This window comes from Bacteroides stercoris ATCC 43183, assembly GCF_025147325.1.
Classification (GTDB): Bacteria; Bacteroidota; Bacteroidia; order Bacteroidales; family Bacteroidaceae; genus Bacteroides; species Bacteroides stercoris.
Genome location: NZ_CP102262.1, coordinates 414,497 through 428,206, shown reverse-complemented (window position 1 = coordinate 428,206; position 13,710 = coordinate 414,497). Strand labels below are relative to the sequence as shown.

Sequence of the window (13,710 nt, the reverse complement as noted above, 5' to 3'; positions counted from 1 at the left end):
GAGAAAAGAAAGAAAACTTAATTGCTTAATTAAGTTTTCTTTCTATATTTGCTTGTTTTTATTTTGAAAAATGGATAAAAAGAGTTTTTGAATTTTAAAAGAAAGAGAAATGAGCGAATATACCAAGCATCTTGTCCCCCGTCCGGAACTGAGAGAGCGAATAATTGATACTGCGGTGGAAGCTTTTTCTGCGCACGGTATCAAGAGTATTACAATGGATGATATTGCCACTTCACTGGGCATTTCCAAACGTACCCTTTATGAAGTCTTTTCGGATAAGGAAACTTTGTTGGAAGAGTGCATACTGAAAGGTCAGAAGGAAGGGGATGAATTTTTGAAGAATGTACTTGCCACCTCCGGAAATGTATTGGAAGTCCTGCTGAAATGCTATCAGCGCAGCATCGAACAGTTCCATGCCACCAATAAGAAATTCTTTGAAGACATCAAGAAGTATCCCAAAGCCTATGCGCTGATGACGAACCGTCATAACCAGGATTCGGAAGAAACGGTAAACTTCTTTAAGGAAGGTGTGAAGCAGGGCATTTTCCGTGATGATGTAAACTTTGCCATTATCAATCTGTTGGTAAGGGAGCAGATAGACGTGTTGATGAATACGGACATCTGCAAAGAGTATTCCTTCCTTGAAGTCTATGAGTCTATAATGTTCACTTTTCTGCGCGGAATCTCTACGGAACAGGGGGCGCACGAGCTGGAAGCGTTTATCCGGGAATACCGTAAAAAGGTTGTGCCTGCAGACAATGACACGGAAACCAAATAGAATAACAATTAATAGTTTATGAAGATGCAGAGATTTTTTGAGGGTAAAAAATGGCTGTTGCTTATTGCCATAGTCTTGGCAGGCAGCCATGCACGGGCGCAAGGGACGAGGGATACCCTGATCTTGAACCTTGACAAAGCCTTGGAGATTGCTTTGAGCGACAATCCCACCATTAAAGTGGCGGAAGAGGAGATTGCCCTCAAGAAAGTGAGTCGTAAGGAAACTTGGCAGAACTTGTTGCCCGAGGCAAGTATTACGGGAAGTATGAGCCATACCATCACGGCTCCGCAGTTCAGTATCGGCGACCAAATCGTGAAAATGGGGCAGGACAAGGCGAATACCGCTGCGGGAACATTGAATATCAGTTTGCCATTGTTTGCCCCTTCCGTCTATCGTGCCATGTCGATGACAAAGACGGATATAGAGCTGGCAGTGGAGAAGTCGCGGGCTTCCAAACTGGATTTGGTGAACCAGGTGACCAAAGCCTACTATCAGCTGATGCTGTCGCAGGACTCATACGAAGTTTTGCTGAAAAGCTATGAACTGGCGGAAGAGAACTATAATATTGTCAATGCCAAATATCAGCAGGGAGCGGTAAGCGAATTCGATAAAATCACCGCCGAGGTGCAGATGCGTAGCGTGAAGCCGAGTGTCATTTCCGCCGGAAATGCCGTTACGCTTTCCAAACTGCAACTTAAGGTGCTGATGGGCGTTACCGCCGATGTGGAGATTAAGATTGACGACAGTTTGGCGGCCTATGAAAGCATCGTGTTTGCCAATCAGTTGGAGAATGACGCTCACGAAGGTTTGGTGAACAATACTACCATGAAGCAATTGGAGTTAAATCGTCTGATGCTTCAGAAGAATATCAAGTCCTTGCGCACCAACTTTATGCCGACGATAGGATTGGGGTATTCTTATCAGTACCAGTCCATGAACAACGACAGTTGGAACATCTTCGATTACCATTACAGCGGCAGCTCTTCGCTGGTATTCAATCTGACTATTCCTTTATATAAGGCAAGCAACTTTACGAAACTGAAATCCAACCGCATCCAGATGCGCCAGTTGGACCAGAACCGTATCGATACGGAACGTAAGCTGAACATGCAGATTACAAGCTACCAGGATAATATGGCAGCCAGCTCGGAGCAGGTATCCAGTAACAAGGAGAATGTGATGCAGGCCGAAAAGGCGGTGCAGATTGCCGGCAAGCGTTATGAAGTGGGCAAGGGTACGGTACTCGAACTGAATACTTCGCAGGTTCAGCTCACCGAGGCGGAGCTTACTTACAACCAATCCATATATGACTACCTGGTGGCTAAGGCCGACCTTGACCAGGTATTGGGAAGAGACTATATCATCAGTAATCAGAAATAAAACAAGAACAACGATATGAAGAAACGTTTTCAATTGATTGCCCTGCTTGCAGTAGCACTGTTGGGCGCTTGCAGCGGTGGAAAAGATAAAGTTGCCGTTGAGCAGGTGGACGAGAAGCCGAGAGTGAAGCTGGCGGATGTAAAAGCACGTCCGGTAGAGCAGATTCATGAGTACACAGCTACCGTAGAAGCAGAGGTAAAGAACAACATAGCTCCTTCCTCTCCGGTACGCATCGACAGGATATTGGTGGAAGTGGGCGACCGCGTGTCCAAAGGTCAGAAGCTGGTCAGCATGGATGAGGCGAACCTGAAACAGACAAAGTTCCAGTTGGACAATCAGGAGATTGAGTTCAAGCGTATGGACGAACTGTATAAAGTGGGCGGTGCATCCAAATCGGAGTGGGATGCAGCCAAGATGGCGCTGGATATAAAAGAAACGGCCTACCGCAATCTGCTGGAGAATACTGCGTTGCTCAGCCCGATAAACGGGGTTGTAACTGCCCGAAACTATGACAGCGGCGATATGTACAGCGGCGGCGAACCCGTGCTGGTGGTAGAGCAGATTATGCCGGTGAAGCTGCTTATCAATGTTTCCGAAACTTACTTCACCCAAGTGAAGAAAGGCGCTCCGGTAGCCGTGAAGCTGGATGTTTACGGAGACGAACCCTTTGAAGGCTATATCAGTCTGGTGTATCCTACAGTAGACCCGAACACCCGTACTTTTCCGGTAGAGATTAAACTCGCCAATAAAGACCGGAGGGTACGTCCCGGAATGTTTGCCCGCGCCACGCTTAACTTCGGAACCAAAAACAATGTGGTTGTACCCGATTTGGCCATCGTGAAGCAATCCGGTTCCGGCGACCGTTATGTATATGTGTACAAGGACGGCAAGGTTACCTATAATAAGGTAGAGCTCGGACGTCGCATGGGGGCCGAATACGAGCTGATTTCCGGTGTGCCCGACAACTCCCGGGTGGTTATAGCCGGACAAACCAAACTGGTGAACGGAATGGAAGTAGAAATAGCGGTTAGCGATTAGTGATTAGTGATTAGTGGTTTGCCGGTAAATAAGTTGCTAATCTCTAAACACTAAACGTTAATCACTAATCCCTAATCATTAAACGCTAATCCCTAATCCCTAATAATATGAGTTTATATGAAGGTGCGGTTAAGAAACCGATTATGACTTCGCTCTGCTTCCTGGCAGTGGTGATATTTGGTCTGTTCTCGTTGTCCAAGTTGCCTATTGATTTGTATCCGGACATTGATACGAATACGATTATGGTGATGACAGCCTATCCGGGAGCAAGTGCTTCGGATATCGAGAACAACGTGACCCGTCCGTTGGAGAATGTTTTGAACTCAGTCAGCGATTTGAAGCACATCACTTCCCGTTCTTCGGAGAATATGTCGCTGATTACGCTGGAGTTTGAGTTCGGTAATGATATTGACGTGCTGACAAACGATGTACGCGACAAGTTGGATATGGTTAGTTCCGAACTGCCCGATGATGTGGAGAATCCTATCATCTTCAAGTTCAGTACGGATATGATTCCTATCGTGCTGCTGTCCGTACAGGCAAACGAAAGCCAGTCGGCACTTTACAAAATACTGGACGACCGTGTGGTAAACCCTCTGGCGCGTATTCCCGGTGTGGGTACGGTGTCTATCAGCGGTGCGCCGCAGCGTGAAATCCAGGTGTACTGCGACCCCTATAAGCTGGAGGCGTACAACTTGAGTATCGAAACAATCAGTTCCATTATCGGTGCGGAGAACAAGAACATACCGGGCGGTAATTTCGACATCGGCAATGAGACTTATTCCTTGCGTGTGGAGGGTGAGTTTGACGACTCCCGTGAACTGGCGGATGTGGTGGTGGGCACCTATAACGGTGCTACCGTTTACCTGCGCGACGTAGCCCGGATTGTGGATACCGTGGAGGAACGTGCGCAGGAAACCTATAACAACGGTGTGCAGGGTGCGATGATTGTGGTTCAGAAACAGTCGGGCGCCAATTCGGTGGAGATTTCCAGGAAAGTACAGGAGGCGTTGCCCCGTCTGCAGAAGAACCTGCCGAGCGATGTGAAGTTGGGCGTCATTGTGGATACGTCCGAAAACATCCTGAACACTATCGACAGTTTGACGGAGACGGTGATGTACGCCCTGCTGTTCGTCGTGATTGTGGTATTCCTGTTTCTGGGACGCTGGCGGGCTACATTGATTATCTGTATTACGATTCCGCTTTCTCTGATTGCTTCGTTCATATACCTGGCAATATCGGGGAATACGATTAATATCATTTCGCTTTCGTCACTCTCCATAGCCATCGGTATGGTGGTGGACGATGCTATTGTGGTGTTGGAGAATGTCACGACACACATCGAGCGCGGTTCCGACCCGAAGCAGGCAGCGGTTCACGGAACGAACGAGGTGGCTATTTCCGTAGTGGCTTCTACGCTGACGATGATTGCCGTATTCTTCCCACTGACCATGGTAACCGGTATGTCCGGCGTGCTGTTCAAGCAGTTGGGCTGGATGATGTGCGCCATTATGTTTGTATCCACCGTTTCGGCTTTGACGCTGACGCCGATGCTCTGTTCGCAACTGCTCCGCTTGCAGCGTAAACAGTCCAAGATGTTCCGAATATTCTTCGGGCCGATAGAGCACACATTGGACGGTTTGGACAACTGGTATGCACGTATGCTCAACTGGGCGGTGCGTCATCGTATGGTCGTGCTTGTCGGTTGTGTGATATTCTTTATTCTGAGCCTGTTCTGTGCAAAGACCATTGGTACGGAGTTCTTCCCGGCGCAGGACAATGCCCGTATTGCCGTACAGTTGGAGTTGCCTATCGGTACGCGTAAAGAAGTGGCGCAGGAGGTTTCGCAGAAACTTACCAATCAGTGGCTGCAGAAGTATAAGGGCGTCATGAAGATATGCAACTATACCGTAGGGCAGGCCGATTCGGATAATACCTGGGCTTCCATGCAGGACAACGGTTCGCACATCATTTCCTTCAATATCAGTTTGGTAGATCCGGCAGACCGTGATGTTACGCTGGAGACTGTCTGCGAGGAAATGCGCGAAGACCTGAAGGCTTATCCCGAATTCAGTAAGGCACAGGTTATTTTCGGCGGTAGTAATACGGGTATGTCGGCCCAGGCATCCGCCGATTTCGAGGTATATGGCTACAGTATGGAAGAAACCGACAGCGTTGCCGCCCGCCTGAAGCGCGAACTGCTGAACGTAAAAGGCGTGTCCGAAGTCAACGTCAGCCGCAGCGATTACCAGCCCGAATACCAGGTGGACTTCGACCGTGAGAAGCTGGCGCTTCACGGACTGAACCTCTCTACTGCCGCCACCTATCTGCGCAACCGTATCAATGGCGCTACGGCTTCCAAGTATCGTGAAGACGGCGATGAGTATGATATCAAGGTGCGCTACGCCCCCGAATACCGTACCAGTCTTGAAAGTATCGAGAACATATTGGTATACAATGCCAAAGGCGAGGGCGTCCGTATCAAGGATTTGGGAAAAGTGGTGGAACGTTTTGCTCCGCCTACTATCGAGCGTAAGGACCGTGAACGTATCGTAACGGTGTCTGCCGTCATCTCCGGCGCTCCGTTGGGTGACGTGGTGGCTGCGGGCAATGCCATTATCGATAGAATGGAGAAACCGTCCGACATAACCATTCAGGTGGCGGGTTCCTTTGAAGACCAGCAGGATTCGTTCCGCGATTTGGGAACACTCGGCGTATTGATTATCATCCTCGTGTTTATCGTAATGGCAGCCCAGTTCGAGTCGCTTACCTATCCGTTTATTCTGATTCTCTCCGTGCCGTTTGCCATGAGCGGCGTGCTGATGGCGCTGTTCATAACCAATACGACGCTGAGTGTGATGAGTCTGCTGGGCAGTATCATGCTGATCGGTATCGTGGTGAAGAACGGTATCGTACTCATCGACTACACCATTCTCTGCCGCGAACGCGGGCAGTCGGTGCTGAATGCCGTGGTTACGGCAGGCAAGAGTCGTCTCCGTCCGGTGTTGATGACGACCATGACTACCATTCTCGGTATGATTCCGATGGCCATCAGCAGCGGTCAGGGTTCTGAGATGTGGAGTCCTATGGCGATTGCCGTAATCGGCGGTCTGGCGGTTTCCACCATTCTGACTTTGATTTACGTTCCTACGATGTATTGTATCTTCGGTGGTGTCGGCATCAAACGCCAGCGTCGCAAGATGCGCAAGCAATTGGATGCTTACTTTGAGGAACAGGCTAATAATTAATAGTTGATATTTAATAATTGAATAATGAAATCAGTATTAATCACATTCGATCAGGCATATTACGAGCGTATCATTGCTACACTCGACCGGCTCAATTGCCGGGGCTTCACTTATTGGGAGCAGGTTCGCGGACGCGGTTCCAAGACCGGTGAGCCTCATTACGGCAGTCACGCCTGGCCTTCCATGTGCTCCGCCATTCTTACAATGGTGGAGGACGAGCGGGTAGAGCCCCTGCTGGAGGTCCTTCACAACATGGACAAGCAGACCGAGCAATTGGGGCTCCGGGCATTTGTCTGGAACATAGAGCGGACTGTTTAAAGTTTCTGCCATACAAACAGCAGTCAAGACTGTGTTAAAATGAACCTGACGATTTCTTTTTAGGAAGGACGATATTTATTTTCATCCGATTCTTTATCTTTGCGTCCGGATTAGTTATGGAAAAGAACGTTTTAAAACATACAGGTTGGCTGATGCTTATTGTGCTGGCGGTACTTCTGCTGCTGAACTTGCTGCCGGGGGGCACGATAGGGGGCCATGTGTTGAGGCGGGTAGACATACTTGGCGATGTGCGTCCCGTGCCGGAAGTCGTGAGCGAACCGGACAGTCTGTTGCCGCCGCCCCCGAAAGTGAAGCCCGCCTTTGTGGATACCTGTCGCAGCGGCATGACCTGCATTGAGGATTACAGCGACTCCACCCTGCGCGGCATGACACCTTTCTATCGCGCGCTGGATGAGCTGGCGGCAAAGCCCCGTCCGGTGCGTATCGCCTATTTCGGAGATTCTTTCATTGAGGCGGATATCCTGACGGCCGACCTGCGTGCGATGTTGCAGGAACGTTATGGCGGCTGCGGGGTAGGCTTCGTGACGATTACTTCTCCGGTCAACGGCTATCGGCCTACGGTGCGGCACAGCTTTGGCGGCTGGCAGAGCCATTCCGTTACGGACTCCGTATTCTTCGACCGTGGCAAACAAGGTGTTTCGGGCCATTATTTTATTCCGACTCCCGGAGCGTACGTAGAACTTGGCGGACAGAGGAAGTATGCTTCCCGGCTCGATACTTGCGAACGTGCTTCTATCTTCTTTTATAATAAAGGCGAAGCCCGCCTTTCGGCATCCGTAAACAAGGGCGAACCGCAGACCGGAACATTCCCGCCTGCCGACGGACTTCGTGAAATGGATGTAACAGGACGTATCGGCTCTGTGTGTTGGAAAGTGGAGAGCGCCGATTCTACCTTATTCTACGGAGTGGCTATGGACGGCACGCAAGGGATTGCCGTCGATAATTTTTCGCTTCGGGGCAGTTCTGGTCTGTCTTTGCGTTCCATACCTGTCCGGACTATGCGCGAATTTAACGAACTGCGTCCGTACGATTTGATAGTCCTTCAGTACGGACTGAACGTAGCTACGGAACGCGGGCGTAATTACGACCGCTATCGCGACGGTATGCTGACGACCATTGCCCATTTGAAGCAAGCCTTCCCCCAAGCCGGAATTCTCATTGTCGGTGTGGGCGACCGTGAGTATAAAACCGAAGAGGGCAGCCTGCAGACCATGCCCGGCATTAAAAACCTTATCCGTTACCAGCAGAATCTGGCGGCCGACAGCGGGGTGGCTTTCTGGAATATGTTCGAAGCCATGGGCGGTGAAGGCAGTATGGCGGATATGGTGCATGCCAAGCCTTCTTTAGCCAATTACGATTATACGCATATCAACTTCCGTGGCGGCAAGCATCTGGCGGAACTGCTTTATGAGGCTCTGGTTTATGGCAAAGAACAATACGACAGGAGGCGTGCCTATGAAGCGGAGCCATAAAAGGAGCCGGTACTTGGCCGATTTACGGTTTGCCGTTTGCTGCGCGGTATTGGCGTTGCTCTTCCTGCCGGTGCAACGGAACTATGCCCAAGATGTGCTTCCGGGTTGTCCCCGGCTTCAGAAAACGGCATTTGATTGCGACACGCTTAAAATCTACGGACAGCGTACGGATACGCTGCCCATTCCTCTCATCACCCTGTCCGCAGCCTTTCGGCAATTGGGCGGGAACGAGCTGATAGACAGCGTCGGCATCCTGAAGCCCTTTTGGGAGAAACTGCGCATGCTCCGCCTGGGCATCGCTGTCGATACGGTACGCATCGTGCATGTGGGCGACAGCCATATCCGTGGCCATATCTTTCCCGAAACCACGGGCGGGTTGCTTCAAAGAACATTCGGAGCACTGTCTTATACGGACATGGGGATAAACGGTGCGTTTTGTACAACCTTTACCCGTCCGGACCGTGTGGCGGATATTGCTGCGTTGCATCCCGATCTTGTCATTCTCTCTTTCGGAACGAACGAGAGCCACAACCGGCGTTATAACTCCATACTGCACTACCGGCAGATGGAAGAACTGGTGTGCATGCTTCGCAAGAGTCTGCCCGATGTTCCGATGCTGATGACTACTCCGCCCGGTTCATACGATAGTTTCCGTCAGCGCCGTCGCCGGCGTACCTATAAGATTAATCCCCGTACTGCTGTTGCCGCACAGACCATCCGTCGTTTTGCCGATGCCAACGGACTGGCGGTGTGGGATATGTACGAGACTTTCGGCGGTGTTCGCCGGGCTTGTCTCAACTGGCAGGAAGCGCGTCTGATGCGTCCCGACCATGTGCACTATCTTCCGGAAGGATATGCATTGCAGGGCGAGATGTTCTATCGCGCTCTGCTGAAAGCGTATAATGACTATTGTAGTCAGTGAATGTAGTTAACTCATTTAGCCGTAAACCGACCGATGTGGAATATTAGCGAACTTTTGAACCAACTGAATATAGACCTTACCCGCCTGCACGACCTGCTGGTGTACAATCCGCATGCACCGATGATATTCAGCAGCGGCATTTTCCTGTGGCTGTTTGCAGCCTTTATCCTGTTCTACCTGCTCTTGCAGCGCCGCACCACCGCCCGCCTGATGTTCGTCACCCTGTTTTCTTACTACTTCTATTATAAAAGCAGCGGTGCTTATTTCTTTCTGCTGGCTATCGTTACGGTGAGCGATTTTTTCATAGCCCGCCTTATGGCGCGTGCCACCGTGCAGTGGCAACGCAAAATGTGGGTTGCAGCCAGTCTGGCGATAAACCTGGGACTGCTGTGCTATTTTAAATATACGAACTTTCTCTGCGATTTCTTTGCTTCGCTCACGGGCGGCACGTTTACCGCAATGGACATCTTCCTGCCTGTGGGTATATCCTTCTTTACGTTCCAGTCGCTGAGCTATACAATCGATGTGTACCGCAAGGAGATAACGCCTCTCACCAACTTGTTGGACTATGCATTCTATGTATCATTCTTCCCGCAGTTGGTGGCGGGTCCCATTGTGCGTGCACGCGACTTTATTCCGCAAATCCGCCGTCCGTTGTTTGTTTCCAGAGAGATGTTCGGCAGGGGGATTTTCCTTATTGTGAGCGGACTGTTCAAGAAGGCGGTTATCTCGGACTATATCAGTATCAACTTTGTGGAGCGCATCTTCGATAATCCTACCTTGTATTCGGGTGTGGAAAACCTTATGGGTGTTTACGGCTATGCACTGCAAATCTATTGCGACTTCTCCGGATATAGCGATATGGCTATCGGCATTGCCTTGTTATTGGGCTTTCACTTCAACATAAACTTCGACTCGCCTTATAAGTCGGCATCCATTACGGAGTTCTGGCGTCGTTGGCATATCTCGCTTTCCAGTTGGCTGCGCGATTATCTCTATATATCCCTGGGCGGCAACCGTAAGGGCAAGATACGCCAGTATGCCAACCTTATCATTACCATGTTCCTGGGCGGTTTGTGGCATGGGGCTTCCTGGAATTTTGTGTTTTGGGGCATGTTGCATGGCGTTGCTTTGGCTGTCCATAAGTTCTGGATGGGCGTTACCGGACGGAAGAAGGGCGAACGCAGTCGTGGCATCCGCCGCTTCTTCGGTATCGTCATTACGTTCCACTTCGTCTGCTTCTGCTGGATATTCTTCCGTAATGCCGATTTCTCCGCTTCGCTGGATATGTTGAGGCAGATATTCACGACTTTCCGTCCCGGGCTTTTCCCGCAACTGATAGTGGGCTATTGGGAAGTGTTTGCCTTGATGGCGCTCGGCTTTTTCCTGCATTTCGTGCCTGACAGTTGGGAGCACGCTTGCAGCAAGGCGGTCGTTCGCCTTCCGTTGATAGGGAAGGCATTGCTGCTGGTTGCCATAGTCTATCTGGTTATTCAGATGAAGAGTTCGGAGATACAACCGTTCATTTACTTCCAGTTCTAAGGGTGGTACTGCCGGTACCGGCTGCTGGTATTCCCTGTACCGCTCTTTGGTAGCTCATGTACCAAAGGGTGGTAGGTCTCGTACCTTAGTAAGGTACTGCTCGTACCACAGTGTGGTACGGCGTGTACCACGGCGTGAAATATCTTGGTACACGTATCCCTTTCATTATTAGCATGCTGCCGGTATTATTCTTTCCTACCGGATTAATATGTGTAAATAGTATGTGTCATGATACATACAGTAAACTTTATGAAACATTTGGCACAATGGTATATCGGGTAACCCTGTATCTTTGTACGGTAAATAAATCTGATTACTATCATTAAAACAGCAACAACCATGAAACGGAAACTTATCTGTTGGTTGCCTCTTCTATTGCTGATAGGGTGCAGCCAACCTACGTACAGAACAACCTCTTTGACTCCGGATAAGCGGGCGGAACTTTTATTGAAAGAACTTACTTTGGAAGAAAAAGTAGCATTGATGATGGACACTTCCCAACCGGTGGAGCGCTTGGGTATCAAACCCTATAACTGGTGGAACGAGGCGCTGCACGGTGTGGCACGTGCCGGATTGGCTACGGTTTTTCCGCAACCGATAGGTATGGCGGCCTCTTTTTCGCCTCAAACAGTATATGAAGTATTCAATGCCGTATCGGATGAGGCGCGTGCAAAAAATACATATTACGCATCGCAGGGCAGTTACGAGCGTTATCAGGGACTTACCATGTGGACGCCTACGGTGAATATTTACCGTGATCCGCGTTGGGGACGGGGTATTGAGACCTACGGTGAAGACCCTTATCTCACCAGTCGCATGGGTGTCATGGTAGTGAAAGGTCTGCAAGGAACCAATGACGGAAGATACGATAAGTTGCATGCTTGTGCCAAACACTTTGCCGTACATTCCGGTCCGGAATGGAACCGTCATTCTTTCAACGTGGAGAACCTTAGCACACGTGATTTGTATGAAACCTATCTACCTCCTTTTGAGGCGTTAGTGAAGGAAGCCGGTGTAAAGGAGGTGATGTGTGCCTATAACAGTTTCGAGGGAGAGCCTTGTTGCGGCAGCAACCGTTTGCTGATGCAAATTCTCCGTAACGATTGGGGGTTCGATGGTATTGTCCTTTCCGATTGTGGTGCTATTGCCGATTTTTATAATGAATACGGGCATAAGGCATATTCCGATGCAAAGTCTGCTTCAGCAGCCGCAGTGCTGAACGGAACGGACTTGGAGTGTGGCTCCAGTTATAAGGCATTGGTAAAGGCAGCTCAGGAAGGCAAGATTGATGAGAAAGACATAGACAAGGCTGTGCTCCGCCTGTTGGAAGCCCGTTTTGCTTTGGGAGAAATGGACGCTCCGGAAGATGTGTCTTGGACGAAGATTCCTTTCTCCGTAGTAGCTTCGGCTGCACACGACTCATTGGTGTTGGATATGGCCCGCAAGTCCATGACATTACTGCAAAACAAGGACAATATCCTTCCCTTGAAACGTGGCGGTCTGACTGTAGCTGTCATGGGACCTAATGCTAATGACTCCGTAATGCAATGGGGCAATTATAACGGTATGCCGTCACATACAGTCACCATTCTGGATGGAATACGGAACGCGTTGGGAGCGGACGATAAGCTGATTTATGAACAGGGTTGCAGTTGGGTGGAAAGAACACTGATTCAAAGTGTGTTCAACCAGTGTAAGTCGGCAGACGGACAGGGGTTTACGGCACGTTATTGGAACAATGTAAAGCATGAGGGCACCCCGGTGACTACTACACAAGTAACCACCCCTTTCCGCTTCTGTACCTCGGGAGCTACGGTTTTTGCACCGGGCGTAAACCTGACAGACTTCTCTGCAACTTACAACAGCGTGCTCACCCCTCTACAATCGGGCGAAGTGGTATTCGAAATTTATACATACGGTTCCGGTTGCCTGCGTATCAATGGCGAAGAAGTAAAGCGTTTCCACAATACGCATGGTGGCAGGTCACTGGACTATACGCTACAGGTAAAAGCGGGTGTTCCTTACGACATCGAGCTTGACTTTGAATATTTCAGAAGCGATGCGCAACTGAATTTCGATATCGGCTTCAAGCAAAAGGTAAATATCGATGCATCTGTAGCTTGTGTGAAAGATGCCGATGTTGTAGTTTTTGCCGGTGGTATATCTCCTCTTTTGGAAGGAGAGGAGATGGGAGTGAACCTTCCCGGTTTCAGGGGCGGAGACCGTACGGACATTGAATTGCCGGCTGTTCAGCGTGAATTGATTCACGCATTGCATCGTGCCGGAAAGAAGATAATTTTGGTGAATTGTTCCGGTTCACCCATCGCTTTGGAGCCTGAAACGAAGAATTGTGAAGCTATCCTACAGGCTTGGTATCCGGGACAGGCGGGCGGCACTGCCGTGGCAGATGTACTGTTCGGTGACTATAATCCGGGTGGACGCTTGCCTGTAACTTTTTATCGCAATATGTCTCAGCTTCCCGATTTTGAGGACTATAATATGACAGGACGTACCTATCGTTATATGACTCAACAACCATTGTTCCCGTTTGGTTACGGCTTGAGCTACACTACCTTTGAATATGGCAACTTATCCTTGGCCAAGGAACAGATTAAGGTGGGAGAACCTTTGAAGTTGACCGTTAACGTTACGAATAACGGTCAGCGTGACGGTGAAGAGGTGGTGCAGGTTTACCTCAAGAAGCAAGATGACGCAGAAGGACCGGGCAAGACTTTGCGTGCTTTTAAACGTGTCCGCATTCCTGCCGGAAAGAGTGTTGAGGTAGTGTTCGATTTGAACGGCAAGGAATTGGAATGGTGGGATGCTCAAAGTAATACGATGCGGGTTTGTGCAGGCAGGTACGATGTGATGGTGGGGAAAAGCTCGCAGGATCGGGATTTGCAACGTAGGAGTTTCGTGATTGAATAAATGTTTTAGATGCACTTTCGCAGAAAATATCATCCTGTCATTCGGAGGAATCTAATATCCAAG

9 protein-coding genes are annotated in these 13,710 nt (G+C 49.7%); all 9 read left to right on the top strand.

Annotated features, from left to right (window positions below):
- Positions 1-109: 109 nt before the first annotated feature.
- The 9 genes from NQ565_RS01640 to xyl3A all read left to right on the top strand — a co-directional run bounded on the left by NQ565_RS01640 (position 110) and on the right by xyl3A (position 13,647).
- On the top strand, positions 110-778 hold the full coding sequence (locus NQ565_RS01640; protein ID WP_005656438.1) for a TetR/AcrR family transcriptional regulator: 669 nt from the start codon (positions 110-112) through the stop codon (positions 776-778).
- Between the two features lie 18 nt (positions 779-796).
- On the top strand, positions 797-2,158 hold the full coding sequence (locus NQ565_RS01635) for a TolC family protein (protein WP_005656436.1): 1,362 nt from the start codon (positions 797-799) through the stop codon (positions 2,156-2,158).
- A 15-nt stretch (positions 2,159-2,173) separates the two neighbouring features.
- The gene (locus tag NQ565_RS01630) at positions 2,174-3,196 is read left to right on the top strand and encodes an efflux RND transporter periplasmic adaptor subunit (RefSeq protein ID WP_005656434.1); all 1,023 of its coding nucleotides are present in this window, start codon (positions 2,174-2,176) and stop codon (positions 3,194-3,196) included.
- 107 nt (positions 3,197-3,303) lie between these two features.
- A complete protein-coding gene (locus tag NQ565_RS01625) occupies positions 3,304-6,444 on the top strand; it encodes an efflux RND transporter permease subunit (RefSeq protein ID WP_005656432.1) in 3,141 nt (1,046 codons plus the stop codon).
- 24 nt (positions 6,445-6,468) lie between these two features.
- Positions 6,469-6,762: a PG0541 family transporter-associated protein gene (locus tag NQ565_RS01620; protein ID WP_005656430.1), complete on the top strand. Its 294-nt coding sequence runs from the start codon at positions 6,469-6,471 to the stop codon at positions 6,760-6,762.
- A gap of 116 nt (positions 6,763-6,878) precedes the next feature.
- On the top strand, positions 6,879-8,255 hold the full coding sequence (locus NQ565_RS01615) for an SGNH/GDSL hydrolase family protein (protein WP_005656429.1): 1,377 nt from the start codon (positions 6,879-6,881) through the stop codon (positions 8,253-8,255).
- Positions 8,239-9,177 (top strand): SGNH/GDSL hydrolase family protein, encoded by a 939-nt coding sequence (locus NQ565_RS01610; protein ID WP_005656427.1) that lies wholly within the window; start codon positions 8,239-8,241, stop codon positions 9,175-9,177. The genes NQ565_RS01615 and NQ565_RS01610 overlap by 17 nt, the downstream gene beginning before the upstream one ends.
- Before the next feature lie 33 nt (positions 9,178-9,210).
- Positions 9,211-10,719, top strand: a complete 1,509-nt coding sequence (locus NQ565_RS01605; protein ID WP_040316095.1) for an MBOAT family O-acyltransferase — start codon at positions 9,211-9,213, stop codon at positions 10,717-10,719.
- Positions 10,720-11,058: 339 nt separating this feature from the next.
- Positions 11,059-13,647: a xylan 1,4-beta-xylosidase gene (gene xyl3A, locus NQ565_RS01600; RefSeq protein WP_005656422.1), complete on the top strand. Its 2,589-nt coding sequence runs from the start codon at positions 11,059-11,061 to the stop codon at positions 13,645-13,647.
- The last annotated feature ends 63 nt before the right edge of the window (positions 13,648-13,710 follow it).